Source organism: Cellulomonas sp. URHD0024, assembly GCF_000426185.1.
Classification (GTDB): domain Bacteria; phylum Actinomycetota; class Actinomycetes; order Actinomycetales; family Cellulomonadaceae; genus Cellulomonas.
In genome coordinates this window covers 107,110-132,849 of record NZ_AUEW01000007.1, presented here as the reverse complement: position 1 = coordinate 132,849, position 25,740 = coordinate 107,110, and the positions used below count along the sequence as shown (strand labels likewise).

The window sequence follows — 25,740 nt, the reverse complement described above, 5'->3', positions numbered from 1 at the left end:
ACAGTAGGAGACCGCAATGAACACGACCGACAGCATCCCCACCGCGATCGACGAGTCCGCCACCGTGGTGGTCCGCCGCGAAATCCGCATCCAGGCCCCGATCGACCTCGTCTGGCGCCTGCGCACCGACGCCGCCGGCTGGCCGGCTTGGCAGACCGACGTCGACTCCGCCGAGGTCGACGGCCCACTGGTGCCGGGGGCGTCCTTCCGGTGGAGCACTCACGGACTCGACGTCACCTCCACCGTCTACGCGGTTGACGCCCCCCGTCGCATCCTCTGGGGCGGCGGCGCCCAGGGGATCACCGGGATCCACGAATGGACGTTCACGCCCGACGACGACGCGACCATCGTCCGCACCGCCGAGTCGTGGGAGGTCGAGCCGGTCCACGCCGAGGCGGAGCATCTGCGCACCGCGCTCGACGGCTCCCTCGCGTCGTGGCTGCAGCTGCTGCGCACCAAGGCCGAAGCCAAGGCCGCCAACCGTGCTCGCAAGGTGCGCCGGCGCCGGGTCGCGAAGGGACTGGCGTGGACGTCGCTGGGTCTGACGGCCCTGTTCGTGCTGGCCGAGCCGTGGCTGCTCGTGCCGCTCGTCCTGTTCCTCGTCGCGCTCAGCCTGTGGGACTGACGGCATGACGGACGCCGGCTCCGCGGTCCACCGCCCGCACGGCACCCGCTGAACCACTGCTCGGGCCGGGTCACGACCGTGGCTCGGCCCGAGCCCCCCTTTCCCCACGAGACCTCGCGCCATCGACGCGAGAAAGAGGAGCGCCCATGTCTGCCGTCCGCCACAACAGCGCCGTCCCCAGCGACGGCATCACAGCCCTCGCAGACCACCCGCGATCGCCCAAGCCGGCGGTCATCTCGGCTTGGGCGATCGCGGTGCTCGTCGCGGGCGACTTCGCCATGCTCGTGGTCGTCGCCATCGCGTTCGCGATCCGATACCACCGAACACAGCGGCGCCGGGGACTCTGAGTGCTGACCCCGAGGGCTCTAGGTGCTCGTACGGGACCTGCGGCGAGGCCGAGATGCCACCCTGGGTCATGCGTTTGCAGCCGGTGCTTCGCCGGCCGACGAGTCGAAAAGAGGGGCTGTCCTCATGGTGTCTACCGGAGCCAACGGGCAGCTGTGGCTCGGCGTGATCGGGATCGTCGGCGCCATCGTCGCGGTCGTCATCGTCGAGGCGATCCGGCGGCGGCGGAAGTGATACGACGTGCAGCTGCCGTGGCGAACGCGCTCGTCCACGTGCCTCGAGCGGGTCAGCTTCCTGAGGACTCGCCTCCGCGCACCCCGGCGTCAGCGCCCGCAGCTGCCCAGACGACGGCGCGCCGGCGCTGGGCGTCCATGAGCACAGCCGGACCGTCGCACCACTGCTCGATGGCACCGATGCCCGGCGGCAGGGCGCGGACGAACGGATCGCGGACCTCGGACCGGAGTGCGTCGAGGACGTCGTCGTCCACGCCGAGGAACGGGCGGTCGTAGAACGGTCGGACCGGCGCGCCGTCGATCACCGGCAGACCGGCGCTCCGCTGCGCCTCGTACAGCACGGTCAGCGCGTGAGCGAGCGAGTCCTGGCGTTCCCTCCAGCCGTCCGCCGCCAGCGCCGCTCGGACGGGCGGCGCCAGGCGGGTCCCGACCGGCATCCGACCGACCACGGTGCCCAGCCACTTCGGGTACGGCGCCCACACGTCCCCGATGACGCATGCGAGGTGCAGCATCGCTCCGACGAGCCGCCCCGTGAGGGCACGTGCGCCTGCGTCGTCGTCGACCTGACCGGCTCGACCGAGCAGGTGGAGCTCCTGCGCGATTCGCTACCACCCGGCGGCGAGCACCTGCAGCCGGACGTCGCGTGGGTAGGTGGCCAGGAGCCGTCGCGCCCGCGTGAAGGTCCCCGAGCCGTCGTGGAACAGCGGTCCCGCGGTGACCTCCAGCGCGGATTGACCGGTGAGCGCCAGCCAACCGAGCGGGTCGAGCTCGTCCGGCGTCCCGACCCCGATCCGGGTTCCGACGAAGGCCTCGACGGTCGTGACCTCGACGCGGTGCCTCTCCCGACGATCCCACGACGTGCTGAACCGCGTCGGATGCCCGTCGAACTCGTCGGGCAGGCTCTCGTCCAGGATTCGCGAGATCAGCTCAGGGGTCAGCCACCCTGCGGAGCCGGCGTCGGACGCATCCAGCAGAACCGTCAGCCGCAGTCCCCAGTCGTGATCGCGGGACAGGTGGTCGTCGAGCCCGAGGACGTCGGACCCGGCTCCGAGCCGACCTGCGGCGTGCGGCAGCCCGGTCCAGTGACGCTCGAGCGCGGTTCGGACGACCTGCTCGTAGTAGGCCAGGCTGAGATCCGCTCCGCGCACCCGGACATCATGGCGGTCCGCCCGACGATTCGGAGGACGTCATGAGTGTCCTGGGCACGGTTGCGTCGCGCTCGAACGTGCGGGAAAGGGCGACGACGGGGCCGGGCAAGCCCCGGCGTGCAGCGTGCCACCGGCCACGAGCGCCCCGGCTACGGTCGAGGGATGGCGATGCACTGGACGCTCGGCGGTGACGCCGCTGACCCGCACGCTCTCGCGGCCTTCTGGGCCGACGCCCTCGGCTACGTGCCCGAGCCGGGCTACGACGACCCCGACGGCGCCTCGATCGTCGACCCCGACGGCGTCGGACCCGCGGTGGGCTTCCTGCGCGTGCCGGAACCGGTGACGGCGAAGAACCGGCTGCACATCGACCTGCGCGTCGCGGGTGAGCCGCCGTGGGACTGGGCTGCCCGGGCGGACCTCATCCGCGCGAAGGTCGCCGACCTGGTCGCCCGCGGCGCGAGCGTCGTCCGCGAGGAGCACTACCGGGATGAACGGGGATCGGTGCTCGGGCACGTCGTGATGCTCGACCCCGAGGGCAACGTGTTCTGCGTGGCCTGACGGAGCTCACCGCGGCCGGCTGGCACGCGAGCTCCTGGACCGTGGGGCGCAGGGCGGTCGTCGTCGGATCAACTCGGCCGGTGGACCGCCTAGGCGACGTCCGGTCGGGTCCTCAGCGGCGACCGCAGGTGCAGGTCCAGCCGTGGGCCCGTCAGTGGCACCGTGCTCCACGTCGCGGCGGCTGCGCCCCCGCCGGCGTCGACCACCAGCCGGACGTGGTGAGGGGTGGTGATCACGTACAGGTCGGCGACGAAGGTGTCGCCCTGCCAGGCGCCGGTCGCCACGACGGGGCGGCCGAGAGGGGAGCTCTCCCGCCAGGTGCGGTGGCCGACCTCGACGTCGAACGAGCCGAGCCGGACGCGCCACCCACCGTCGACCGGGCGGACGGCCACGGTGATCCCGTCGGGCAGGGGAGCGTTCCGGGCCGTGGCCTCGTGAATCGCGACGGCTGACCGCCCCGGGTCGGCGGTCCCCCGCACCGGTTCGAGGGACAACGAGCGCAGCCGCTCGGCGAGGGCCTCGTCGTCCCGTGCACTCTCGACCTCGTCCAGGGCGGGCAGAAGGTAGTCCCAGAGGAGGTCGAGGACCGCGCCGGGCTCCGTCTCGCCCGTGACCGCGACCACGAGGTCGTGGGAGGGGACGACGATGCACCGCTGGCCGTAGGCGCCGTGACCTCGGTACCCGTGGCGTGACATCCAGAACTGGTACCCGTACCCGCACAGCGAGTCCTCGTTCTCGGGCGACCCTTCGACCTCGAAGGTCTCGATGTGCTGGCTCGTCGCGAGCTTGACCCATTCCTGCGGGACGATCTGCCGGTCGCCCCAGCGCCCTTCGCGGAGAAGGAGCTCCCCGAAGGCGGCGACAGCCTCGGTGGTGAGGTGCAGACCGTGGAACCCGAACGAGGCGCCGCTCGCCACCTGGTCCCACTCGACGAGGTCGATACCCATCGGCGCGAAGAGACGCTCGTCGAGCAGGTCCCGCAGGTCGCGGCCAGTTACGCGTTCGACCATCCGGGCGAGAACGAATCCGGTCGAGTTGTCGTAGGTGTGCCTCGTTCCCTCCGCGTGCGCGAACGGGAGGCGGAGAAACCCCCTCACCAGGTCGTCCGGCTGCAGCCGCCAGGCCTCCTCGAGGGTGTCGGTGGCGTGCCCGGTCGTCATGGACAGCAGATGGTGCACCGTCAGGCGGAGTCCCTGCTCCGGGATGTCGGCCGGGACGTGTTCCGCCAGCACGTCCACGACCCGGTCGTCGAGCGACAGCAGCCCGTCGGTGATCGCGAGGCCGACGGCGACCGAGGTGAACGACTTGGTCAGCGAGTAGAGCAGGTGCGGGCGCTCGGCGGAGTACGGCGCCCACCACCCTTCAGCGATGACGTGGCCGTGGCGAACGATCATCAATGAGTGGCACGGGACGGACCGTGCTTCGAGCTGGTCCAGCAGCGCGGACACGGCGCGGGACGGCACCCCCGAGGCGATCGGGGTCGAGCGCGGCAGGAGGCGTCCGGAAGGCATCCGCGCACCATAGCGAGGCCGCACGACCATCGACTCCGTGGACCCGCGGACGCACCGCCCGAAGACATCGACACGCCGGTGAGAACCCGCGCCCGCTAGCGTGGGTCGCCGGTGCAGGCCAGCACCGTCAAGCAGGTGCTTCACTATTGCGACCCCGGCCTGCTCGATGATGTCGAGCGCCGGTCGGCGAGGATCGGGGCGATGGTGAAGAGTTCCCACACCCACGAAGGCAGAGGTGTGGGATGTCATCGGCGCCTGTCCACATCACGTGAGCCGTACATGGGGTAGGTGGCACCATGGCGCGATGACAGCGTCAGCGGATCCCGGCGACGTGCGGTTCGTGGGAGTCTCCCTGGATTGCGCCGACCCGGCCGAGCTGGCGGAGTTCTACCTCCTGCTGCTCGGGGGACGTCTGCTGTGGCGCCGACCGACCAGCGTGGGGGTGCAGGTCCCAGGACTACTGCTCATTCCGCAGCGGGTGGAGAACTACCGGCCTCCACAGTGGCCGGGCGCTTCTATCGTTCATCTCGACCTCACCGCTGGAGACGGCCTGGACGAGCCGGTCGAGCGCGCGGTGGCACTGGGGGCCAGGCTGGCCGAACCTCAGCCCGACTCGCGGTGGCGGGTGCTCCTGGATCCCGCTGGCCACCCGTTCTGCATCACCACCGTGGCACCGGCGCCCGAGATCCCCGCAACCGCATGAGCGAGTTCACCGGGTCGGGGACGCCGGTCGCAGAAGCGGTCCGTCCGCGATGACCGACACGGGGATTCGCGTCGAGGCTGCGACGCCGGATCGCTGGTCCGACGTCGTCGCGGCATTCGGCCGACGCGCGTCCAGGCCGGACTCCTGCTGGTGCCAACGATTTCGCACGCACGACCAGCCCAGCAACCGGGACGAGCTGCATCGAGAGATCGAGGAGGTCGACGTCCCCGTGGGTCTCGTCGCCTACGTCGACGGAAGTCCCGCGGGATGGTCCCGGGTCGTGCCGCGCGCGAGCCTGCCGGGGGTCATGCAGAACCGGGCGCTGCGACGCGTCCTCGACGAGGATCCGTCGGTCTGGTGGGTGACCTGCTTCACGGTCCGAACCGAGCACCGCGGTGCCGGGGTCGGGACGGCGTTGCTGGTGGCCGCCGTCGAGCACGCCCGTCGACATGGCGCGTCCGCCGTCGAGGGCCACCCGGTCGATGTCGGCAGGCTCCGCGTCGCCACGGTCTCCGGCTCGGCCGTGTTCACCGGCACGCTCGCGATGTTCCAGGCTGCTGGCTTCGGCGAGATCGGCCGCACCTACGTCAGCCGGCCCGTCATGCGCTTGGAGCTGTAGCCGTTCCCAGGCGATGTCCTCTCCGACCCGTGCCGGTGGTTCGCGGGCTGACGGGCGGAACTCACCGGTCAGTTCGCAGCCTTCGCCAGGCCGGTCCGGTCGTCGTCACCTGCTGGTTCGACGTGGAGCGGTCGGGGAGCCTCCAGCCTCTTGCTCCCCGACCGAAAGAGTCACGTCACGCCCGCGAGCGGAAGCTCGGACCGCAGGAACGGTCCGTCGGTGGTCGCCACTCCCGAGCCGTCGTGGTTGCGCACCTGGGTCGGGGCGCCGGCGACGACGCCTCGCTCGCGCAGACGTGCATCCGATCCGTGTGCGTCGTCCCGCACGGCGGGGGTCGGTCCGGTCGCCAATCGGGCCGCTGCTGCGGACGGGACGGCTCAGTGTTCGCGGTAGGCGAGCACCGCAAGCCCGGGATAGGAGGTGACCATGCCGTCGGCGTCGACCTCGAGCTCGACGTCGACGCCACGCGTCCCGTTCGAGTAGCGGACCCGGTCGCTCGAGGCGCTCGCATAGCGCTGATCGCTCGCGATGACGCGGAGCGAGGGAAGCTCCACCCAAGCCATGACCAACGAGTGCCCGGGAACTCTGCTGCGCTGGAGGCCGAGACGGCGGATCGGCATGAGGTTCGTCATCGGGCATCGATCGATGTCGCAGTCGAGTGCGGTCGCCAGATCGGTTCCGAGATCCGGTCCGGCCGCCGCGATGTCCTGCGGCGGCGACCCACCGCCGGCGACCGTGCACGTCCACAGCCCCGCCTCGTCGCGCGACAGGTCGAGCGAACGTTGCCACCCGTCACCGTCGACCGCGACGACGAGGCTCCGCGTCACCCACCCCACAGACGCGTCGAGACGCCAGTGTGCGACGTAGGAGCCCGTCACCTGACTCCCCGTGGCACGCACGCCGTCGTCCAGCAGCTCGACGTCGGCGGTGTCGGTCTGCCCTGGGTCGATGAGGCTCGCCCAGCGGTACTGCGTCACGTTTCACCGCCCGAGGGCACGGCGTGCGTCGAGCGCGCCTGGCCGGACACGACGGCCGCGCAGTCGTTCATGCGCCCAGTCTCACGCCGCCGTGGTGAAGTCGCGACCTTGGACGGTGCCCGTCCGCACAACTCCCGACCGCGGCCCGTGCGGGCTCGGCAGTTCGGAGGCTCGGCGCTCAGACGTCCCGGCGCAGGTACCACCACGCGAGCAACGCGCACAGGACGCCGTTGACCAGGCCGACGAGCACGTCCGTGGGGTGGTGCATGCCGCGGTAGAGGCGCGCCGTCGCGACGGCGAAGGGGACGAGGAGGCACACGGCCGTGAGTCCCCACCGCAACCACGGCCGGGTGATCCGCTGGCACAGGAGGGCGAGGGAGACGTAGAGCGCAGCGGACGCGCTGGTGTGACCGCTCGGGAACGCGGTTGTGGGCGGGGAGTCGTCGAGCAGGGCGACGTCAGGACGTCCGCGGCCGACGAGCAGCGACGACGTGAAGAACAGGACGGCCTGCAGCCCGATCGCGATCGCGGGGACGACGGCCAGCCACCACTGTCGGGTGCGCCACCAGAACACCGCGACCACGAGCAGGCACGCGGCGATGACGAACTGGGTCTGCCCGAAGTCCGACAGCACGAGCGTGAGCGAGCCGAGGCCCGCGGTGCGGCGCGCCTCGAACCACCGGTCCACGCCGGTCTCGGCAGGCAGGTCGTGCAACGGCCCGACGATCAGGAGGCCGGTCCCCACCATGACCAGCCACCACAGCACGGCCGGGAGGAGCGCCCGCCTCGCCAGGTCGCGGCACGCCGACCCGAACGTCGGGCGAGACGTGTCGAGCTCGTAGCGATGGACGAACGAGTGGACCGTGCTGCGTTGTCGTGTCTCGCCGACGAGGAGGGTCATGTGAGCCCTTCCGTGCGTGGCTGTGTTCTCCAGCCGAGGTAACCGAGGGACGAAGCGCCGACCATCGCGGTGCCGAGCAGGATGCCGGCAACCACGTCGGACGGGTGGTGAACGCCGAGAAAGACCCGGTCCGCGGCGGTGAGCAGGGTGACGGTGCCGCCGACGACCACCACGGCGAACCTGCCACGCGTTCCGAGCAGCGGCCACAGGACGATCGTCGTGGTCAGCGCCGCGGCGGCGGCGTTGGTCGCATGCCCGGAGGGGAAGCTGGACCCCGGTGCGTGCTCGAGGGCGTCCTCCACCGCGGGTCGCGCCCGGTGGACGAGCCCCTTCGCTCCGACCTGCAGCACCCACGCGACGAGGAGCGTGACGATGCCCCACAGCGCGCGGGTCCCCAGTCCGTGCCGCCGCCAGATCTGCAGGCAGAGCAGTGCGACGGCCAGGTTCACCCAGACGGGCCTGAGCAGCTCCTGCCACGCCAGCAGCCCGTGGAGGAGGCCGCTGTGCTCGCGAGTGAAGGAGGTGGCGGCAGCGACCGCCTCGTCGTCGAGCCGCGCCATTCCTGGCGCCTCCACGCGCACGAGGTACGCGAGGACGAGGACCGGCAGGGACAACCCGGCGCCGAAGGCGGTGGCTCGCAGGAGCGCGCGCTGGCGCGGATCGGGCGGGAGCATCCCCGCAGGTTAGAAGAACATCGGGTCGTCGGCGCGCCGACCACACCCGCCGCCGCGGGTACGTCCCGGTGCTCTCGTACCGCAGCATCCCTCGTCGGACACGGGTTGACGAACAACGGACTCGCGACAATAGTTAGGCAGATGCCTAGGTATCACGACGAGCTCGACGCCGTGCTGCGGGCTCTCGCGGATCCGACGCGCCGAGCGATGGTGGAGCGTCTCGCGAAGTCCCCGGCCGTCGTGTCCGAGCTCGCGGCGCCGTTCTCGATGGCGTTGCCGTCGGTGCTGCAGCACCTGCGCGTCCTCGAGGACGCGGGTGTGGTCACCTCGCAGAAGCACGGCCGCGTCCGCACGGTGAGCCTGCGCCCGGGTGCCCTCGACACCCTGCGCCTGTGGGTGGGCGAGCAACGGATGTCCGCAGAACGTCGATTCGACCGGCTCGACAGCCAGCTGGCCCGCACCACCCCGAAGGAGCTGACATGACCCGCGTGCGCATGGACCTGTTCGTCTCGTTGGACGGCTACACCCCCATCCTGGGCGAGGACGCCGAGAATCCGATGGGCGAGGACTGGGGGCGCCTCACGGCCGACTATGCCGCGACCCGGACCTTCCGCGAGCGCGTCTTCGGGGACACCAGCGGCGCCGGCACGACCGGAGTCGACGACTCCTACGCCGCCGCCTTCTTCGAGGGCATCGGGGCCGAGATCATGGGCGCGAGCATGTTCGGCCTGCACTCGTTCCCCGACGATCCGCAGTGGAAGGGCTGGTGGGGTGATCAGCCGCCGTTCGGCACCCCGGTCTACGTGCTGACCCACACCGCACCGCGCCCGCCCATCCCCATGCAGGGTGGAACGACCTTCCACTTCCGCAACGGCTCCATCGAGGACGTGCTCACCGAGGCGAGCGCGGCTGCCGGCGACCGAGACGTGCGCGTCGGCGGTGGGTACGGCACCGCCCGCGACTTCCTGCGTGCCGGCCTGGTCGACGAGGTGCACCTCATGGTCGCTCCGGTCGTCCTCGGACGAGGCAACCGGCTCTGGGACCACCTGCAAGGGCTCGAGCTCACCCACACGGTGACGACGGAGGTGTCCGAGAGCGGCACGACCCACGTCACGTTCACGCGGTAGGGCCGGGCGGGCTCAGTCGAGCAGGTGGATCGCGTACGCCACCGCGAAGCCGAGGGTGGTGGCGACGCCGACCCACCGGCCGCCCTCGTCGTAGGCCTCAGGCATCATCGTGTTGGCGAGCATCGTGAGGATGGCCCCGGCCGCGAAGGTGAGCACGAAGGCGACGACCTCGGGCGACGAGCTCTGGAACAGGCCATAGCCCGCGGCGGAGGCCAGACCCGACACGACCATGATCGCCACCCACATCCACACGATCCGCGACCGGCGCCAGCCGGCGGACACCAGACCGGTCGTCGAGCCGATCGCCTCGGGCAGGTTGGAGACGAACACGGCCACGAGGTAGGCAGCGCCGACCTCCCCGCCCTGGAAGATCGTCAGGCCGATCACCATCGACTCAGGGATGCCGTCCAGCACGGTGCCGAGCACGATCGCCAGGGGCGAGCCGCTCTGCTGGTCGCCGCCGGTGTCCTTGCGGTCACCGCCGCCGAACCGTTCGATCAGCACGTCGCCTCCGAAGAAGACGAGACAGCCGGCGAAGAGCCCGCCGACGAGCGCGCCATGTCCCGTGGACTTGGCGGCCGCCTCCTGCACGAGGTCGAACGACACGGCGCTGATCAGCACGCCGGAGCCGAACCCCATGACGAGGCCGATCACCCGCCGGCTGGTCGGGAACGCCAGTGCGACCAGCGCGCCGAGCACCAGAGAGCTGGCTGCGAGCAGCCCCCATCCGAAGGCACCGGCCATCTCCCGCACCCCCCTCGACGGACCAGACGAGGCACCGTCTCGCGTCCCGGTCTCGACGAGACCACGCAGCACATACCTACCAGTACGGCAGTGAACGCGTCACGTGCGCACGGTTGCACTCGCGACGGGTCGGTGAGTGCGGGCGTCGCCGGCGTACCGGGAATCTGCGAGGAGTCCTGCAGCACGCATGGCGTCGACCAGCGATCAGGCGGGGACGGGGCGCGCCGGCGTCGCGCGCATGGACTCGCCGAGCGCCTGCGCCGTCATGGGCCGCGCGAAGTGGAAGCCCTGCGCGAGCCCGTACCCGAGGCGACCGAGGTCGTCGGCCTGTGCGAGGGTCTCCACCCCCTCGGCGACCGCCTCGATGCCGAGAGCGCGCGCGAGCTGCAGCACGGCGCCGGCGATGGCGCCCTCGCCGGGTGCGGGCGCGAACCGCCGGTCGAGCTTGATCTCGTCGACGACGCAGTCCACGAGCAGGCTCAGCGTCGAGTTCCCGGTGCCGAAGTCGTCGAGCGAGACGCGCACTCCCATCGCTCGGAGCCCGCGCAGGGAGTCCTGCATCACGCCGCCGCCGACCGCAGTCGACTCGGTGATCTCGACGGTCAGGCACCCGCCCGGCAGGCCGCTGTCGCGCAGTGCCGCAGCAACCTCGTCGACGAAGCCCGGGTCCTGGAGCTGGAGCGCCGAGACGTTGACTGCGACACCACGCAGCAGGTCGGGCCCGTGCTCCCGAGCCCAGGCGGCAGTCTGGCGGGTGGCCTCGCGAAGCACCCAGCGACCGAGGGGCACGACCAGCCCGGTCTGCTCGGCGAGCGGCACGAACTCGCCCGGGGCGAGCAGCCCGCGGCTCGGGTGCTGCCAGCGCACGAGTGCCTCGACGGCCGTGATCCGGCCTTCCGGGAGGGTGACGACCGGCTGGTAGTGCAGCACGAGCTCGCACCCGTCGATCGCGGCTCGCAGCTCCTCGGCGAGGCGGCTGCGCTCGGCGCCGCGCGTCTCCATCCCCGGGCTGTACTGCCTGTAGCCGCCCTCACCCCGCTCCTTCGCGTCGTACATGGCGACGTCCGCGTGGCGCAGGAGCGCGTCGGCGTCGTCCCCCGGACGGACGTCGACGACGCCGAAGCTCGCGCGGGCGGCGAGGACGTGCTCGTGGACCCGCACCGGGTCGGCGAGCGATGCCGCGATGCGGGTGAGCAAGGGCTCGAGCGCGTCGGCGCCGAGGCCGTCGACCAGGATCGCGAACTCGTCGCCACCCAGCCGCGCCACGGTGTCGGTCGCTCGCACGCCCGCGTGCAGGCGCGCCGCCACCGCGACGAGCAAGCCGTCGCCCACGACATGGCCGAGCGTGTCGTTGACCGTCTTGAAGCCGTCGAGGTCCATGAGGACGAGGCTCAGCCGGCGGCCCGCGGTGATCCCGCCGACGGCCGTGGCCAGCCGCTCGGCGAACAGGGCCCGGTTCGCCAGCCCGGTGAGCGCGTCGTGCGTGGCCTCGTGGCGCAGCTGTTCCTCCTGGTCGCCCAGGCGCGAGAGCAGCGCGTCGTTCTCGCGGAACGCGATGAGCTGACGCACGACGACGAGCGCAGTGAGCAGCACCGCGCCGAGCGCCACCACGACGAGGTCGGGAGAGTGCGTCACCGCGGTGCGCACGAGGAGGACGCCCACGGCGACGACGGCGAGATAGGGCAGGAGGCTGTAGCGACGCCTGCGTCGGCCGCGCATGCGAGCATCGGCGCCGTCGGCCATCTGGAAGCAGGCACTGAGGGCGATCGTGCACGACGCGAGCGGGTTGAGCAGCACCTGAGCGTCGAGCTCCGGGCGCAGGGCGAGGAGCACGACCGAGACAGCGGACCCCAGGCCGCCGACGAGGGCCGAGACGGCGCGCAGATAGACAGTGCGCGGTGGCACGACCTCGGACCCGCCGACCGCGGCGCGCGACGCGAGGAACACGGCCACCAGTGCGGCGACGAACACGGGGGCCACAGCGCGGACGTCCTCTCCGGCGAGCAGGATCCGTGAGCCGCCGAGGCCGTGCCAGAGGATCACGGCGGCCCCCACGAGAAGGGTCGCGACATCGAGGATGAGAGCCGTACGCTCCGCGCGCGTCCGCGGCCCCAGCGGGATCCGGAAGACGGAGATGCTCAGGAGGATCGCACCGACAGCCTGCAGGACGTTCGCGGCATGGCCGAGGGAGGCCGGGCCCATGCTCGCGGCGAGCCGGGCCCCGATCGCCGCGGCCATGAGCGTCATGCCCCAGGAGGTCAGCACCCAGATCCGGCGGGCCGCAGGCTCGCTGCCGGTGTCGGTCGCCGCACGGCGGCACAGCAGGACCGCGAGGACGGCGATGACGGGGTTGAGCGTCTGACCGATCCGCTGTCCCCACGACGCCGTCCCGGCGAGCTCGGCGCCGAACAGCAGGACGTTCGTCCCCGCGAGCACGAACATCGTGACGAGCAGCCGGCTGCGCAGGGCGCTGTCGGTTCGCGGCGCGTCGGACCCGGGGCCCGGACGCGGGAGGGTGCGCTGCATCGTGATCCTCGCTCGGACGTCGTCACCACACACCATCGGCTGGAACACGCCGGACATGAGCGCACGGCTCCGCCGAGCGTGTGGCCTCCCGGCCCGGCTCGCGTCGCCTTTCGGGACCCGCTCAGGCACGCTTCTGGTGCCGCCCTGCGCCGGCCGTGACCGACGTCGACCTGAGCAGACGGCTACCTGGAGGACGAGACCGGCTCGTTCGACTGGTCGGTACCCGACGACGAGGTTCATGCGTTCTGGAACGAGCACGAGCGACAGATCGGCACGTCGCTCTACGGCCGTCGCATGTACCGACGATGCGCGTCTGGCAGGACGACGACTGGGCTGAGCGTGCTCTACGTGCGCCATGCGGTCCGGAGCGCTGCCTGAGACAAGAGCGGCTGTCGCCGCGCCCAGGAACCCCTTTCATCCCGACGGGGTGATGTTCGCTCGTCGAGACCGGTGCGACCCTCGGACCGGGTCGACATGCCGTCGCGCGTGCGTCCGCCGCAGCACCACCATCGATCGGGAGGTCCGGTGTCCGACCTCGACCTGGCCCGCTTGCAGTTCGCGTCGACGAGCATCTACCACTTCCTCTTCGTGCCGGTCACCATCGGCCTCGGCTTCCTCGTGGCCGTTCTGCACACGACGTGGTTCCGGTCCGGCAACCCGGACCACAAGCGGCTGACCAAGTTCTTCGGCACGCTGCTGCTGATCAACGTGGCCGTGGGCGTGGTGACGGGACTGATCCAGGAGTTCCAGTTCGGGATGAACTGGTCGGCCTACTCCCGGTACGTCGGCGACGTCTTCGGCGCCCCGCTGGCGATGGAGGGGCTCGCTGCCTTCTTCCTCGAGTCCACGTTCATCGGGCTGTGGGTGTTCGGCTGGAACGTTCTCCCTCGCCGGGTGCACCTGCTCACGGTGTGGCTCGTCGCGGTCGGCGCCGCGGGCTCGGCGGCGTTCATCATGGCCGCCAACTCGTGGATGCAGCACCCGGTGGGGTACACCGTCGACCAGGCCACGGGTCGGCCGCAGCTGTCGGACATCGGCGCGGTGATGACCAACCCCGTGTTCCTGTGGGGGTACGCCCACGTCCTGACCGCGTCGCTCGTCACGGGTTCGGTCCTCATGCTGGCCGTCTCGGCGTGGTACCTGCGACGCGGGGAGCACGCGGAGGTGTTCACGCGCTCGGCCAAGCTGTCAGTCGCCGTGCTGCTTCCCTCGATCTTCCTGGCGCTCGGCATCGGCAGCCACCTCGGTGTCATCGAGGCCACGTACCAGCCGATGAAGATCTCCGCCGCCGAGGGGCAGTGGGAGACGTGCCAGCCCTGCTCGTTCTCGGCCTTCCAGATCGGCGGCGGCAACAACGACCAGAACCCCACCAAGATCATCGAGATCCCCCACCTGCTGTCCATCCTCGCGACGGGGACGTGGAACGGTGAGGTGCAGGGCATGAACGAGCTGAACGCCCAGTACCAGGAGGAGTTCGGGCCCGGCGACTACGTGCCGAACGTGTTCGTGCAGTACTGGTCGATGCGCGTGATGGCCTACCTGGGTTCCCTGGCCGCGCTCGTGGCCCTCTGGGGGCTGTGGCTCATCTGGCGACGACGACTACCCACCGCGCGCGTGTTCCTGTTCGTCGCGACGTGGGCCGTGGTCTTCCCGTTCCTGATGAACACGGCCGGTTGGATGCTGACCGAGAACGGTCGCCAGCCCTGGATCGTGCAGGGCCTCATGCTCACCACGGACGGCGTCTCGACGTCCGTCGGCAGGACCGACGTGATCATCAGCCTTGCCGTCTTCTACGGCATCTTCCTGCTCCTCGGCGCCGTCAACGTGTTCCTGATGATGCGCTTCGCGCGCCGGGGCCTCGAGCTCGAGGAACCCGAGGAGCACGTGGACGACGACCAGCCCCGCGTCCCCGCCCTGACGTTCTGAGGAGGTGTTCCGATGACCTTGCCTGACCTGTGGTTCCTGATCATCGCGTTCTTCTGGACCGGGTTCTTCGTCCTCGAGGGCTTCGACTTCGGGGTCGGCATGCTCCACAAGGTCGTGGGGCGCACGGACACGGAGCAACGCGTCGCGATCAACTCGATCGGGCCCTTCTGGGACGGCAACGAGGTGTGGCTCATCGTCGGGGCGGCCGGCATCTTCGCCGCGTTCCCCGGCTGGTACGCCACGTGGTTCTCCGCCATGTACCTGCCGCTCGTGCTCCTGCTCGTGGCGTTGATCGCCCGCGGGGTCTCGTTCGAGTTCCGCGGGCGCATGGACGCGACGCGGTGGCGACAGACGTGGTCGTGGAGCCTGACTCTGGGCAGCCTGCTGTGCCCGCTGCTCCTCGGCGTCGCGCTCGGCAACCTGCTGGCCGGCCTGCCGGTCGACTCCACCGAGGAGTTCACGGGCTCGGTCGCGGACACCGTCACCGGCTACGGCCTGCTCGTCGGGCTCACGCTCACCGCCCTGTGCGTCCTGCACGGCGCGACGTTCCTCGCCATGCGCACCACCGGACAGGTGCGGACGCGGGCGCAGCGCGCCGCGAGCGTCGCGCTGGTGCCGGCCGTCCTGCTGCTCCTGGCGTTCGCCGTGGCGACCCCCGCCGTGTCCGGTGCTCCCGTGCTGCGCGGAACCGTGCCGCCCGTCGTCGCCGTCGTCGCGGTCCTGGCGGCCGCCCTGCTCGTGCGGGCGCACCGGGATGGCTGGGCCTTCACCGCCACGGCCGTCGCGATCGCGCTCACGGTGGTGACCCTGTTCGCCAACCTCTACCCGAACGTGCTGGTCTCGAGCACCTCCGCCGCAGACACCCTCACCGTGACGAGCACGGCATCCGGGCCGTACGCGCTCAAGGTCATGACGGTCGTCGCCCTCGTGCTCGTGCCGTTGATCCTGCTCTACCAGGGCTGGTCCTTCTTCGTCTTCCGCCGCCGGGTCATAGCCCCGCCGGCGGCTGTACTACCAGAACCACCGGACCCGACCACGGGTCCGTCCGCACCCCTCGACGAAGGAGCACGCACATGAGCCTGCACGGAAAGGTGGCGGTCGTCACCGGCGGCAACAGCGGCATCGGCAAGGCCGTCGTCCTCGCGCTCGCCGAGGCTGGGGCGAACATCGTCATCGACTTCGTCGCCCACCCGGAGGCCACCGAGGAGCTCGAGAAGCAGGTGCACGCCCTCGGCGACCAGGCCATCGGGGTCGAGGCGGACGTCAGCAAGGTGGCAGACCTGGAGATGCTCGTCGCGCGGACCGTGGAGGCGTTCGGTCACCTCGACATCATGGTGAACAACGCCGGGATCGAGACGCGCACGTCGGTGCTCGACACCACCGAGGAGCAGTACGAGCGCGTCATGGACATCAACCTGAAGAGCGCGTTCTTCGGCACCCAGATCGCGGCCAAGCAGATGATCAAGCAGGGCACCGGCGGCCGGATCATCAACATGACGTCGGTGCACGAGGACTGGCCCATGCCTGGGAACACCGCGTACTGCCTGTCCAAGGGCGGCATGCGGATGCTCACCCGGACGGCGGGCGTCGAGCTCGGGCCGCAGGGGGTGCAGGTGGTGGGCGTCGGACCGGGCGCCGTCGCGACGCCGATCAACACGTCGACCATGAACGACCCCGAGAAGATGAAGACCCTCGATGCGGCGATCCCGCTCGGCCGGATGGCCGAGCCGGAGGAGATCGCCAGCCTGGTCGCCTTCCTCGCCGGCGACGGCGCGACCTACCTCACCGCGACGACGGTCTTCGCCGACGGCGGCATCATGCACAGCAGCCCGGGCTTGTGAGGTGGACGAGATGACCGAGCACTACGACGTCGTCATCATCGGCTCGGGCGCAGGGGGCGGGACGCTCGCCCACCGCCTGGCACCCTTGGGCAAGAAGGTGCTCATCCTCGAGCGGGGCGACTGGCTCCCGCGCGAACCCGCGAACTGGGACGCGACCGAGGTGTTCGTCAAGAACCGATACGTCTCCAAGGACACCTGGTACGACCACGAGGGCAGAGCGTTCCAGCCGCAGGTGCACTACAACGTGGGCGGCGCGACGAAGTTCTACGGCGCGGCGCTGTACCGGCTGCGGGAGAAGGACTTCGGCGAGCTGCAGCACCACGGCGGGGTGTCGCCCGCCTGGCCCGTCGGGTACGACGAGTTCGAGCCGTACTACGCGGAGGCCGAGGAGCTCTACCGGGTGCACGGCGCCCGGGGCGAGGACCCCACCGAGCCCCCGTCGAGCGGCCCGTACCCCTACCCTCCGGTCGCGCACGAGCCGCGCATCCAGCAGCTCTTCGACGATCTCGGTGCGATCGGCCTGCACCCGTTCCACTCGCCGTCAGGCATCAACCTCGACGAGACGGACATGGCGTTCAGCACGTGCATCCGGTGCGGGACGTGCGACGGCTTCGCGTGCCTCGTGCAGGCGAAGTCGGACGCGGAGATGGTCGCCGTGCGGCCCGCCATCCGGCACGTCAACGTGACGCTCGTGCGCAACGCCGAGGTCCGGCGCCTCGAGACCGACGACTCCGGCCGGAGCGTGACGTCGGTCGTCGCGGACGTCGACGGGGTCGAGCAGCGGTTCTCCGGAGACGTGGTCGTCGTGGCGGCGGGCGCGGCCAACTCCGCGAAGCTGCTGCTCCAGAGCGCCAACGACCGGCACCCGAACGGGCTGGCCAACGGCTCCGACCAGGTCGGACGCCATTACATGTTCCACAACAGCCGGGCCTTCCTGGCGATCTCGGTCGAACGAAACGACACCCGGTTCCAGAAGACGCTCGGCGTCAACGACTACTACTTCGGTGACGAGAGCTTTGGCTTCCCGATGGGCAACGTGCAGATGGTCGGCAAGTCGTCGGCACCGATGTATCGCGGGGAGAAGCCCGTCGAGGCCCGCTTCGCGCCGATGTTCGCCCTCGAGGAGGTCGCCGAGCACGCGGTCGACTTCTGGCTCTCGGCCGAGGACCTGCCCGACCCGGACAACCGCGTGACGCTCGGCAGCCACGGCGACATCGTGCTCACGTACACGCCCAACAACCGGCAGCCGCTCGCAACGACCTGGTCGACGCGCTGATGGAGTCGCCGGCACGGGTCGTGGCCATCGTCGCCGGGCCCGGGTACGGGAAGTCGGCGGTCCTCGGCCAGTGGGCGGACCGGCTGGCCGGTGCGGCGCTCTGGCACACGTGCACCGACGCCGACAACGACCCGGCCACGTTGTTGACGGCGCTCGGGCGGGCCGCCGGGGCAGGCCCGGGGATCGTCACCGTCGCGGGTCTCGTGCAGGCAGTCGCCCCGTACCTGCCACGGACCCTGTTGGTCGAGGACGTGCACGCGATCACCTCGGCGGGGAGCCTCAACGTGCTGACCGACGTCATCGACCGCCTACCCGACACGTGGCGGGCCGGTCTCACCTCACGTGCCCGGCCACGCCTGCGGATTGCGCGGCTGCGAGCCGTCGGCGACCTGCTGGAGGTCGGCGTCCCCGAGCTCTCCCTCGGTCCGGACGAGACCGCGCAGGTGCTGGATCGGTCGGGCGTCGTCCTCTCGCCGAGCCGGACGGCGGAGCTGCTGGACCGCACCGAGGGCTGGCCGGTCGCAGTGTCGCTCGCCGGGATGGCGTTGCGCGCGGACGTCAGCCGGACGTTCACGGGCGACGACGTCTTCATGCGCGAGTACCTGCGCGCCGAGGTGCTCGCCGGCCTGCGGGCGCGCGACACCAAGCTCCTGGTGCGCTGCTCGATCCTCGACGAGCTCTCCGGTCCCGTCTGCGACGCCGTGCTGCGGACCCGGTCCTCCGGGGCGGCGCTGGAGCATCTCGCTGCGGACGGGGTGATCCAGCCGGCGGACCGGGGCGGCGATCGCTTCCGTTGCCACCCCCTCCTGCGCGATCTGCTCAGCGCCGAGCTGCACCGCAAGGAGCCCGCGCTGGTCCCCGAGCTCCACCGGCGCGCGACCCGGTGGTTCGCCGACGCCGGTGCCCCGGACGAGGCCATCGAGCATGCGCGCCTTGCCGGTGACGTCGCCGAGTTCGCCCGGCTCGTCCTCGAGTGGTCGCAGCAGACCTGGGCCAACGGCGGCATCGACTCCGTGCACCGGTGGATGACGTGGCTGGAGGAGGCGAACGACGGCGTGGGCTTTCCCGCGATCGCCGCGCACGCCGCGTTGACCTTCGGGCTGGTCGGCGAGCCCGCCCGCGCCGACAGGTGGTCGGCGATCGCGAAGGCAGGGCCCGGAACCGGCCGGTTGGCGGACGGCAGCACGGTCGAGGGGACGCTCGCGTACCTGGACGCGATCGAGGGCCGGGCCGGGACCGCGACGATGCGCCGGGACGCGCGGGCCGGCTGGACCGGGTTGTCGCCCGCGAGCCCGCTTCGCGCGACGATGCGCCACACCGAGGCACTCGCCGACCTGCTCGACGGTGACCTCGACCGTGCCGACGACCTGTTCGTCGAGGCCGAGGAGGCTGCGGAGCTGGCCGGCGTCGGCCCGCTCGTCGCGATGGACCTGTGCGAGCGGGCGTCGATCGCGGTCGAGCGCGGCGAGTGGCCGACCGCCGTCGACCTCGTCCGCCGCGCAACCGCCATCGTCACGGACGGTGGCTACGGCTCCTACTGGTCGAGCGCGCTCGTCTTCGCCTGGGCCGCCCGCGTCGCGGTCCACCTCGGCCTGCGCACGGAGGCCATCGCGCACCTGCGGCGAGCGCTGGCACTTCGGCCGCTGCTCACCTACGCGCTCCCGGTCGTCTCCACACAGGCCCTCCTCGCCACGGCGCAGGCGTCGCTCGGCCTGGGCGACCGCCACGCGGCAGGCGCGGCAGCGCGGCAGGCCGAGGAGATCATGCGCCGGCGGCCGGGTCTCGGCGACCTGCCGGACAAGGTCGCGGCCCTGCTCGCGGCCCTTCAGGAAGGGGTGGACCAGGGTCGGCCCGACACCCTGACCCCCGCCGAGGTCCGACTCCTGCCGCTCCTCGCGACCCACCTCACCTTTCCCCTGATCGCCGAACGCCTCGGCATCTCACGGAACACGGTCAAGACGCAGGCGGTGTCCACCTACCGCAAGCTCGGCGTGTCCTCCCGCAACGAGGCCGTCGCACGCTGGGAGCTTCTGGACGGCACCACCGGGTCGTGAGAGCCGGAAGGCGCCAAGGCCTGATCTACCTGCGCCACGCACGAGGAAGGGCGACCTGAGGCAGTCGCGGTTTCGCGCTCGTCGTCCGGCTGTGACGATCAGGATGGGCGGTTCCGTGCGCGCGGCTCTGGCTCACGCCCGTTCGACGCTGTCCGCCTGCGGTCCGCGATCGCTCTGGCGCACCTTGTACCGGACCCGATCGCCCTCCTGCAGGGCTTCGGCGCCCCTCACGACCGACACGTGCACGAACAGGTCCGCACCCCCCGCATCCGGCGTGATGAAGCCGAAACCGCGATCCGCGTCGTACCGGGCCACCAAGCCCTCGCCACCACGCACCGGGTCGGCCGGCACGCTCCGGGGGCCCGATCGACCGCGGCCCGACACGACCGGCGCACCGTGGCGTGCCGAGCCGCCGACCAGCCGGACGTTGCGGGCCTGTGGCCCCTTGTCGCCCTGGGCGAGGTCGAAGGTCACGCGATCCCCGTCCGACAGCTCAGCCAGCCCTCCGGCCAGGTCCCGGACGTGGGCGAAGGCGTCCTCGCCGCCCGCGTCAGGAGTGACGAACCCGAAGCCCTTGTCGACGTCGTACCAGGACACGGTGCCGTCCGCGCCATCGGGTGCCACAGGCCTCGACGCCTGGGCCCCGAGCGGCAGCAGGTGGTCCGCCTGCGGCCCTTTCTCCCCGTCGACGACCAGGAACGCCACCCGCTGCCCGTCCGAGATCACCCCGCCGCCCACGATGGCCGAGCTGTGCACGAAGATCTCCGCACCGCCTCCGTCGGGCGTCACGAAGCCGTATCCCTTGCCCGGCTCGTACCAGGAGACGGTGCCGAGCACGCCCAGGGGTGCGTCGGAGGCGTGGTCGCCCGTGACCCGGACGCGGCGAGCCTGCGGGCCGCGGTCCCCCTCGCCCACCTCGAACTCGACGACCTGGCCCTCGCGGAGCAGCTTCGGCCGGTCGTCGTCGACGACGATCTCGGAAGCGTGCACGAACAGGTCCTCGCCCTCGTCCCCGAGGGAGAGGAAGCCGAACCCCCGCTCGGCGTCGAACCAGCGGACTGTTCCCTCGGGCACGGTGACTCCTCGTCGAAAGCAAAGGTTTGCTGGCCTCAGTCTCCCCCGACACGACCACTCCAGCGCCTGAGCGGAAGTCACACCGGTCGGTGCGTCGACGCGCGGGGCACCGGACCGGACCGGGGTCGGTTGTCGGGCTTCGCGCTCGCGGCAGGTGATGGACCTCCCGGCGATGCGCGGCCTACAGGTGTGCGGCGATCGCGGCGGCGATCTGCGCCTCCTCCTGACGGCCGAGCTGGTCCGAGAGCGCGACGGCGGCGGGATCACCGGCCTTGGCGGCGTCCGAGCGGGCGTGGTCGGCGTCGAAAGACTCCTGGGTCGTCGGCTGCGTCCACATCGACGGCAGCGGCGGCATCTCCCCACTGGGACCGACGAACCCGCCCCGCCAGCAGTCGGCCTCCGCGTACAGCAGGCCGTACGCGAACGAGCTGTCCGCCGGGCGGTCGATGTCGGCGAAGTCCTCGAAGTAGACCGGGTCGATCTGCATCTCGGCGTCGCTGTCGCGCGTCAGGATCCAGAACGCCTCGCGCGCGGCGGGATCGTCCAGGTGGTGCCACATGTCGGTCATGGCAGAGCAGAGCTCGAGGTCGGCGGGTCTCGACCGCGAGATCCCGAGGTCCGGGGTGCCGTCCACCGACGACTTCTCGGCGATCACCTGGGCCCGTCCCCGGAGGTCGTCCACGAGCGTGGCCTGGCGGGCGGCCTCGGCGTCGTGCGCGTCGGAGATCGCGGCCGAGAGGAACGGCACCTCGACACCACGCGTCGCACAGTCGACGCCGGCGTCGACGTCTCCGCCCAGGACGGACGCGTGATACACCCCGCGCGAACCTTCGACGCAGAGCGTGTCGCCCGTGCGGTACACGGCGACGCGTACGCCGTCGTCCGAGCCGTCTCCCACATCGGTCGGCCACGCGTCGTCGGACTTCTTCTGTGCGAGCAGGTCGGACTCCACGTCCTTGATCACGCGGCGGGTGGTGGAGGCGTCGGCCCGGGCCGCCGCCTGCGCCGACCACTGGTCAGGCAGGTCCGAGCGGGCGAAGAGGGTCAGCCCCGCGACGACCGTCACGGCGGCGGCGATCGTCGACAGCGCAGCGCCTGCCACCGCCAGTCCCCAGCCACCGTCACCGGTGCGACGTACCCTGCGCAGTGCCACGTACGAGAGCACGAGCCCCGCGGGCCAGAACAGGAAGGTGAGCACGAAGCCCCAGACCGCGAGAGGTTCGGTGTCACGGTACGTACGGGACGGTTCCGGCAGATCGGGCATGCGGGCGAGGGTAGCGCGGGTCCTCGGCCCCGGGCGGCCGTCGTCGGCACGCGGGCCGCGGTCGTGGGCGCCCGCATGAACCAGCCGGACAGGCTCCGAGGGGCGTCGTTCGCTAGCGTTCGAGGGTGCCCAGTCGACTGACGGCCCTGACCTTCGATGCTCACGACCCCGTTCGGCTGGCCGAGTTCTGGGCGCGCCTCCTGGGACGAGGAGCGGTCGAGGAGGTCGACGGTGTCGTCCTCCCCGGGTCAGCCACCCAGCTCGGCCTGCGGTTCGTCGTGAGCGCTGAGCCGAAGGTCGGCCAGAACCCGATGCACCTGCACCTCACCAGCACCAGCGCCGAGGACCAGCACAGCATCGTCGAGACCGCCCTCCGGCTCGGCGCCAGCCACCTCGACGTCGGGCAGCTTCCCGAGGAGGAGCACGTGGTCCTCGCGGATCCCGAGGGCAACGAGCTGTGCGTGATCGAACCGGGCAACGCCTACCTGGCCGGCTGCGGCTTCCTCGGTGAGCTCACCTGCGAGGGCAGCCGGGACGTCGGCCTGTTCTGGGCCGACGCGCTGGGCTGGCCCATGGTCTGGGACCAGGGCGCGCAGACCGCGATCCAGTCCCCGCGCGGCGGCACCAAGGTCTCGTGGGACGACCCGGGCGGGACCCCCAAGCACCGGAACCGCCAGCGCTTCGACCTCACCGTCGGCGGCGGCGACCTGGACGGCGAGGTCGACCGGCTCGTCGCACTCGGTGCGACAAGAATTCGCAGCGTCGAGGGCGACGCGGTCGAGCTGGCCGATCCGGACGGCAACGCGTTCCGTCTCAGGTCAGGTGTCCGAGCCGGAGGTCTACGCGGCGTGGCTCAGCCGCGTTCCTGCGAGTAGCGGGGGCCGGTGTCGCCGGCGCCCATCCAGAAGCTCGAGTTGTCGTAGACCAGCCGGACGCCGTGCGTCAGCTCGCACTCGCGGGCGAGCCGGCCGACCCGGAAGCGGGTCCGGCACTGACGGCAGTGCAGCGTCGTGTCGTCCTGGGCCATGGCGCACCTCCCACGAGGGTGGCGGCCTGCGGGGTCGGGCCGCGTGCGTCTCATGGTGAGACCTGGACGCACCGGATCGACCGGTTCGTGGCACAGATCACCCGGACGGTCGCCCGGCCGGGCGACCGAAGAAGAGGGGTCACTCCAACGGCTCAGTCGTGGCTCAAGACCTGTCGCGAGCGGCCGATCTGACGGTCGAGGACCAGCACCACCCCGCCGCGACGGTGCGGCCCAGACCGGACGGACGTCACCATGCACTCCCTCGCTCGATGCGCCCTCGCGGCCGGCGACCGCGTGCTCGACGGCTACGTCGCCGCGTGCGGGGACGGGACACTGATGCTGCGCGCCGACCACGGGGTCCGGGGGGAGCTCCGGGTCGGCGACGACGTCCAGGTCCTCGTGCTCGACGACGTGCGCGGCGAGGTCAGGTACAGCGGTCGGGTCGCCCGGGTGAGCGTGACGACGGTGTACGTCGCCGACCTCGAGCTCCGCTCGATGCTGCAGAAGCGCCAGGTGGCGCGGGTCAAGATCGCGCAGCTGTGCACGGGCGTCCTGCAGTCGTCGCAGGACGCCGACCGGTCGATCACGTTCGTCGTCCTGGACCTCGGCGCGCACGGCATGCGCATCTCCACGACCGCGCGGCTGACGGAGCAGGACCGGATCACGTTCCAGTTCCCCACCCCCGACCGCGCCGTCCCGCTCGACGCCGAGGTGCTGCGGTCGCAGCGCACGCGCACCAGGTCGACGCACTACGGCTGCCGCTTCGTCGGGCTGCGCGAGAGGGAGGCGGACGCGCTGTTCCGCTTCGTCATGCAGACACAGGCCGCGCAGCGGCGCACTCGCCTTCTGTCCTGACTCGACAGGATCTGTCCCTCGGGTAGTGGCCGGTCTGACGTCGCCAGTGCGCAGCGCGGCGTCCGGCTGGGCGTCGTGGTATCTGCGAGGGCGATTCGTCCCCTTTTCAGACGAAGCCCATCCACAACCGACGGGGGTCGTCATGAGCACCGACGTGCACTACAACTGCATCACACCGCCGTTCCTGCTCGAGAAGCTCTTGGAGTCCGAAGACCCGGAGATTCGCGAGGCAGCCAAGTCGACGCTCCTGACCAGCGCCCAGCTGCGCGGCGAGCGCCAGATCACCTCCGGACTCAGCTCTCTGGCGGTGTTCGCGGCTCCTGCGGCGGGCGCTGCGCGGTCCATCTACGACGCACAGCACCGCGAGACCACGCACGGAGCAGCCCAGGTCCGCTCGGAGAGCCAGCCCGACGTCGCCGACCCGTCGGTGAACCACGCCTTCGACGGGCTGGGACACACGCGCGCGTTCTACGCCGACGTCCTCGGCCGCGACTCCATCGACGGCAGGGGCGGCCAGATCGACGGCTACGTGCACTTCGGCTCGAAGTTCAACAACGCCTTCTGGGACGGTCGCGAGATGGTCTTCGGCGACGGCGACGGAAGGATCTTCTCGGACCTCGCCGGCTCGCTCGACGTCGTCGGTCACGAGCTGACGCACGGCGTCACGGAAGCCGTCGCCGGCCTGGAGTACCACCTCCAGTCCGGGGCGTTGAACGAGTCGATCTCGGACGTCTTCGGCTCGCTGGTCAAGCAGTACGCGGCGAACCAGAAGTCGGACGAGGCCGACTGGCTGATCGGCAACGACGTCTTCACGCCGGAGTTCGCGGGTGACGCGCTCCGGTCGCTCAAGGCGCCCGGGCAGGCCTACGACAACCCGACGTTCGGCCACGACCAGCAGCCCGCCCACATGAAGGACTTCCTGCACCTGCCCGACACGCAGGCCGGCGACTGGGGCGGCGTGCACGTCAACTCCGGCATCCCGAACCACGCCTTCTACCTCGTCGCGACGGCTCTCGGCGGCTACGCGTGGGAGACGGCGGGGCACATCTGGTTCGAGGCGCTCAACGCGTCCCGTCCGGACACCGACTTCGAAGCGTTCGCCACGCTGACCGCCACGAAGGCGAGCCAGCGGTACGGTGCGTCGTCGACCGAGGTGCACGCGGTGACGGATGCTTGGGGGCAGGTCGGCATCAAGGTCACGGCCCCGAAGACGCATGCAGCCGCGGCGGCGCTCGTCGCGGCCGATCCGGCCTCGGGTGTCGCGGGCCAGCTGGACCGCCTCTCTGCCGAGATCGACGAGCTGTCGAAGCTGGTCCGCTCGCTGAAGGTCCCGGCCTGACCTGTTCGACGACCTCCGAGACGAGGCTCCGCATGACGAAGAAGCTCACGCTGGTGACCGTGGGGGGCATGGCAGCGGCCTTCGCTGCGCCCCCCACGGTCGTCCACGAGAACGACCTGGACGACGACGCACGCCACCACCTGCACCGGCTGGTCGCAGCGGCTGACGACGCGCGCACGGGAGCAGACGAGCCGGGTCAGCTGCGCGACGCCCAGTCGTACCAGATCTCGATCGAGGCCGACGACGAGCCACCCGTCGTCCTGTCCGCGACGGACGGCAGCGTGTCGCCGCAGTTCGCACAGCTACGCGACTGGATCCGTGACAACGGCTCGGCCAGCGCCTGACGTCAGTGCCATGGAGCACGAGGTCCGACGACGATGGTCACGCGCCCGC

General features: G+C 71.1%; 26 protein-coding genes and 1 pseudogene. 16 read left to right on the top strand and 11 right to left on the bottom strand.

The genetic code is table 11. The features are described 5' to 3' along the window. Positions 1–16 precede the first annotated feature (16 nt). Positions 17–625: an SRPBCC family protein gene (locus tag I847_RS22650; RefSeq protein WP_051274616.1), complete on the top strand. Its 609-nt coding sequence runs from the start codon at positions 17–19 to the stop codon at positions 623–625. A gap of 146 nt (positions 626–771) precedes the next feature. After that, positions 772–972, top strand: a complete 201-nt coding sequence (locus I847_RS0108350; protein WP_028049336.1) for a hypothetical protein — start codon at positions 772–774, stop codon at positions 970–972. Positions 973–1,256: 284 nt separating this feature from the next. Here I847_RS0108350 and I847_RS27555 read toward each other — a convergent pair. Further along, a pseudogene (locus I847_RS27555) lies at positions 1,257–2,351 on the bottom strand (DUF4037 domain-containing protein). 162 nt (positions 2,352–2,513) lie between these two features. Here I847_RS27555 and I847_RS0108335 point away from each other — a divergent pair. Continuing rightward, positions 2,514–2,909, top strand: a complete 396-nt coding sequence (locus I847_RS0108335; RefSeq protein WP_028049335.1) for a VOC family protein — start codon at positions 2,514–2,516, stop codon at positions 2,907–2,909. Positions 2,910–2,998: 89 nt separating this feature from the next. Here the strand turns inward: I847_RS0108335 and I847_RS0108330 are convergent, their stop codons facing one another. Beyond that, positions 2,999–4,420 carry a serine hydrolase gene (locus tag I847_RS0108330; RefSeq protein ID WP_028049334.1) on the bottom strand — a complete coding sequence of 474 codons (1,422 nt, stop codon included), beginning with the start codon at positions 4,418–4,420 and terminating at the stop codon, positions 2,999–3,001. Positions 4,421–4,724: 304 nt separating this feature from the next. Here I847_RS0108330 and I847_RS0108325 point away from each other — a divergent pair, with 304 nt between their 5' ends. After that, entirely contained in the window at positions 4,725–5,123 is a 399-nt protein-coding gene (locus tag I847_RS0108325) for a VOC family protein (protein WP_028049333.1), read from the top strand. Between the two features lie 49 nt (positions 5,124–5,172). Continuing rightward, positions 5,173–5,742, top strand: a complete 570-nt coding sequence (locus tag I847_RS0108320) for a GNAT family N-acetyltransferase (protein ID WP_028049332.1) — start codon at positions 5,173–5,175, stop codon at positions 5,740–5,742. Positions 5,743–5,912: 170 nt separating this feature from the next. On the opposite strand, the gene I847_RS26660 is transcribed toward I847_RS0108320, so the two are convergent. The 4 genes from I847_RS26660 to I847_RS22630 all read right to left on the bottom strand — a co-directional run bounded on the left by I847_RS26660 (position 5,913) and on the right by I847_RS22630 (position 8,294). Then, positions 5,913–6,068 carry a hypothetical protein gene (locus I847_RS26660; protein WP_155856064.1) on the bottom strand — a complete coding sequence of 52 codons (156 nt, stop codon included), beginning with the start codon at positions 6,066–6,068 and terminating at the stop codon, positions 5,913–5,915. Positions 6,069–6,119: 51 nt separating this feature from the next. Further along, positions 6,120–6,719 (bottom strand): putative glycolipid-binding domain-containing protein, encoded by a 600-nt coding sequence (locus I847_RS0108310; RefSeq protein ID WP_028049331.1) that lies wholly within the window; start codon positions 6,717–6,719, stop codon positions 6,120–6,122. A gap of 178 nt (positions 6,720–6,897) precedes the next feature. Then, a complete protein-coding gene (locus I847_RS22635; RefSeq protein ID WP_051274607.1) occupies positions 6,898–7,620 on the bottom strand; it encodes a phosphatase PAP2 family protein in 723 nt (240 codons plus the stop codon). Further along, positions 7,617–8,294: a phosphatase PAP2 family protein gene (locus I847_RS22630; RefSeq protein ID WP_034609566.1), complete on the bottom strand. Its 678-nt coding sequence runs from the start codon at positions 8,292–8,294 to the stop codon at positions 7,617–7,619. The genes I847_RS22635 and I847_RS22630 overlap by 4 nt, the downstream gene beginning before the upstream one ends. Positions 8,295–8,435: 141 nt before the next feature. Here I847_RS22630 and I847_RS0108295 point away from each other — a divergent pair, with 141 nt between their 5' ends. Next, complete coding sequence (locus tag I847_RS0108295; protein ID WP_028049330.1) at positions 8,436–8,777, top strand: helix-turn-helix transcriptional regulator; 342 nt, start codon at positions 8,436–8,438, stop codon at positions 8,775–8,777. Continuing rightward, on the top strand, positions 8,774–9,421 hold the full coding sequence (locus I847_RS0108290; RefSeq protein ID WP_028049329.1) for a dihydrofolate reductase family protein: 648 nt from the start codon (positions 8,774–8,776) through the stop codon (positions 9,419–9,421). Before I847_RS0108295 ends, I847_RS0108290 begins: the two co-directional genes overlap by 4 nt. Before the next feature lie 12 nt (positions 9,422–9,433). Here I847_RS0108290 and I847_RS0108285 read toward each other — a convergent pair whose 3' ends face one another. Next, entirely contained in the window at positions 9,434–10,165 is a 732-nt protein-coding gene (locus tag I847_RS0108285; protein WP_028049328.1) for a ZIP family metal transporter, read from the bottom strand. 204 nt (positions 10,166–10,369) lie between these two features. Further along, the gene (locus I847_RS22625) at positions 10,370–12,691 is read right to left on the bottom strand and encodes a bifunctional diguanylate cyclase/phosphodiesterase (RefSeq protein WP_196804510.1); all 2,322 of its coding nucleotides are present in this window, start codon (positions 12,689–12,691) and stop codon (positions 10,370–10,372) included. Positions 12,692–13,216: 525 nt separating this feature from the next. Between I847_RS22625 and I847_RS0108275 the strand changes: the two genes are divergently transcribed. From I847_RS0108275 to I847_RS25495, 5 genes are read left to right on the top strand one after another with little or no spacing between them, the layout of a single operon-like run. Continuing rightward, positions 13,217–14,617 carry a cytochrome ubiquinol oxidase subunit I gene (locus I847_RS0108275; protein ID WP_028049327.1) on the top strand — a complete coding sequence of 467 codons (1,401 nt, stop codon included), beginning with the start codon at positions 13,217–13,219 and terminating at the stop codon, positions 14,615–14,617. A 12-nt stretch (positions 14,618–14,629) separates the two neighbouring features. Continuing rightward, complete coding sequence (gene cydB / locus I847_RS22620; RefSeq protein ID WP_081680636.1) at positions 14,630–15,694, top strand: cytochrome d ubiquinol oxidase subunit II; 1,065 nt, start codon at positions 14,630–14,632, stop codon at positions 15,692–15,694. After that, positions 15,691–16,458 carry a glucose 1-dehydrogenase gene (locus I847_RS0108265; protein WP_028049326.1) on the top strand — a complete coding sequence of 256 codons (768 nt, stop codon included), beginning with the start codon at positions 15,691–15,693 and terminating at the stop codon, positions 16,456–16,458. Before cydB ends, I847_RS0108265 begins: the two co-directional genes overlap by 4 nt. A 10-nt stretch (positions 16,459–16,468) precedes the next feature. Beyond that, complete coding sequence (locus I847_RS22615) at positions 16,469–17,734, top strand: GMC family oxidoreductase N-terminal domain-containing protein (RefSeq protein WP_081680683.1); 1,266 nt, start codon at positions 16,469–16,471, stop codon at positions 17,732–17,734. Beyond that, positions 17,734–19,788, top strand: a complete 2,055-nt coding sequence (locus I847_RS25495; RefSeq protein WP_051274603.1) for a LuxR family transcriptional regulator — start codon at positions 17,734–17,736, stop codon at positions 19,786–19,788. The genes I847_RS22615 and I847_RS25495 overlap by 1 nt, the downstream gene beginning before the upstream one ends. A 132-nt stretch (positions 19,789–19,920) precedes the next feature. On the opposite strand, the gene I847_RS0108250 is transcribed toward I847_RS25495, so the two are convergent. After that, positions 19,921–20,862, bottom strand: coding sequence for a cold-shock protein (locus I847_RS0108250; protein WP_028049324.1), 942 nt, complete (start codon positions 20,860–20,862; stop codon positions 19,921–19,923). A gap of 181 nt (positions 20,863–21,043) precedes the next feature. After that, positions 21,044–22,126, bottom strand: a complete 1,083-nt coding sequence (locus I847_RS22610) for a DUF4190 domain-containing protein (RefSeq protein WP_034609565.1) — start codon at positions 22,124–22,126, stop codon at positions 21,044–21,046. A gap of 125 nt (positions 22,127–22,251) precedes the next feature. Between I847_RS22610 and I847_RS22605 the strand changes: the two genes are divergently transcribed. After that, positions 22,252–23,001, top strand: coding sequence for a VOC family protein (locus I847_RS22605; RefSeq protein WP_051274601.1), 750 nt, complete (start codon positions 22,252–22,254; stop codon positions 22,999–23,001). On the opposite strand, the gene I847_RS26655 is transcribed toward I847_RS22605, so the two are convergent. Then, complete coding sequence (locus tag I847_RS26655; protein WP_155856063.1) at positions 22,980–23,153, bottom strand: hypothetical protein; 174 nt, start codon at positions 23,151–23,153, stop codon at positions 22,980–22,982. The genes I847_RS22605 and I847_RS26655 overlap by 22 nt on opposite strands. A gap of 252 nt (positions 23,154–23,405) precedes the next feature. On the opposite strand from I847_RS26655, the gene I847_RS0108225 reads away from it, so the two are divergent. The 3 genes from I847_RS0108225 (at position 23,406) to I847_RS0108215 (ending at position 25,691) form a co-directional block, all read left to right on the top strand. After that, the gene (locus tag I847_RS0108225) at positions 23,406–24,008 is read left to right on the top strand and encodes a PilZ domain-containing protein (protein ID WP_028049323.1); all 603 of its coding nucleotides are present in this window, start codon (positions 23,406–23,408) and stop codon (positions 24,006–24,008) included. 142 nt (positions 24,009–24,150) lie between these two features. Next, positions 24,151–25,347 (top strand): M4 family metallopeptidase, encoded by a 1,197-nt coding sequence (locus I847_RS0108220; protein ID WP_028049322.1) that lies wholly within the window; start codon positions 24,151–24,153, stop codon positions 25,345–25,347. A gap of 32 nt (positions 25,348–25,379) precedes the next feature. Beyond that, positions 25,380–25,691: a protealysin inhibitor emfourin gene (locus I847_RS0108215; RefSeq protein WP_028049321.1), complete on the top strand. Its 312-nt coding sequence runs from the start codon at positions 25,380–25,382 to the stop codon at positions 25,689–25,691. Positions 25,692–25,740: the final 49 nt, after the last annotated feature.

Coding starts and splice junctions, on each gene's coding strand:
- I847_RS22650 (WP_051274616.1), top strand. CDS start 17: ATGAACACGACCGACAGCATCCCCACCGCGATCGACGAGTCCGCCACC.
- I847_RS0108350 (WP_028049336.1), top strand. CDS start 772: ATGTCTGCCGTCCGCCACAACAGCGCCGTCCCCAGCGACGGCATCACA.
- I847_RS0108335 (WP_028049335.1), top strand. CDS start 2,514: ATGGCGATGCACTGGACGCTCGGCGGTGACGCCGCTGACCCGCACGCT.
- I847_RS0108330 (WP_028049334.1), bottom strand. CDS start 4,420: ATGCCTTCCGGACGCCTCCTGCCGCGCTCGACCCCGATCGCCTCGGGG.
- I847_RS0108325 (WP_028049333.1), top strand. CDS start 4,725: ATGACAGCGTCAGCGGATCCCGGCGACGTGCGGTTCGTGGGAGTCTCC.
- I847_RS0108320 (WP_028049332.1), top strand. CDS start 5,173: ATGACCGACACGGGGATTCGCGTCGAGGCTGCGACGCCGGATCGCTGG.
- I847_RS22635 (WP_051274607.1), bottom strand. CDS start 7,620: ATGACCCTCCTCGTCGGCGAGACACGACAACGCAGCACGGTCCACTCG.
- I847_RS22630 (WP_034609566.1), bottom strand. CDS start 8,294: ATGCTCCCGCCCGATCCGCGCCAGCGCGCGCTCCTGCGAGCCACCGCC.
- I847_RS0108295 (WP_028049330.1), top strand. CDS start 8,436: ATGCCTAGGTATCACGACGAGCTCGACGCCGTGCTGCGGGCTCTCGCG.
- I847_RS0108290 (WP_028049329.1), top strand. CDS start 8,774: ATGACCCGCGTGCGCATGGACCTGTTCGTCTCGTTGGACGGCTACACC.
- I847_RS0108285 (WP_028049328.1), bottom strand. CDS start 10,165: ATGGCCGGTGCCTTCGGATGGGGGCTGCTCGCAGCCAGCTCTCTGGTG.
- I847_RS22625 (WP_196804510.1), bottom strand. CDS start 12,691: ATGCAGCGCACCCTCCCGCGTCCGGGCCCCGGGTCCGACGCGCCGCGA.
- cydB (WP_081680636.1), top strand. CDS start 14,630: ATGACCTTGCCTGACCTGTGGTTCCTGATCATCGCGTTCTTCTGGACC.
- I847_RS0108265 (WP_028049326.1), top strand. CDS start 15,691: ATGAGCCTGCACGGAAAGGTGGCGGTCGTCACCGGCGGCAACAGCGGC.
- I847_RS22615 (WP_081680683.1), top strand. CDS start 16,469: ATGACCGAGCACTACGACGTCGTCATCATCGGCTCGGGCGCAGGGGGC.
- I847_RS25495 (WP_051274603.1), top strand. CDS start 17,734: ATGGAGTCGCCGGCACGGGTCGTGGCCATCGTCGCCGGGCCCGGGTAC.
- I847_RS22610 (WP_034609565.1), bottom strand. CDS start 22,126: ATGCCCGATCTGCCGGAACCGTCCCGTACGTACCGTGACACCGAACCT.
- I847_RS26655 (WP_155856063.1), bottom strand. CDS start 23,153: ATGGCCCAGGACGACACGACGCTGCACTGCCGTCAGTGCCGGACCCGC.
- I847_RS0108225 (WP_028049323.1), top strand. CDS start 23,406: ATGCACTCCCTCGCTCGATGCGCCCTCGCGGCCGGCGACCGCGTGCTC.
- I847_RS0108220 (WP_028049322.1), top strand. CDS start 24,151: ATGAGCACCGACGTGCACTACAACTGCATCACACCGCCGTTCCTGCTC.
- I847_RS0108215 (WP_028049321.1), top strand. CDS start 25,380: ATGACGAAGAAGCTCACGCTGGTGACCGTGGGGGGCATGGCAGCGGCC.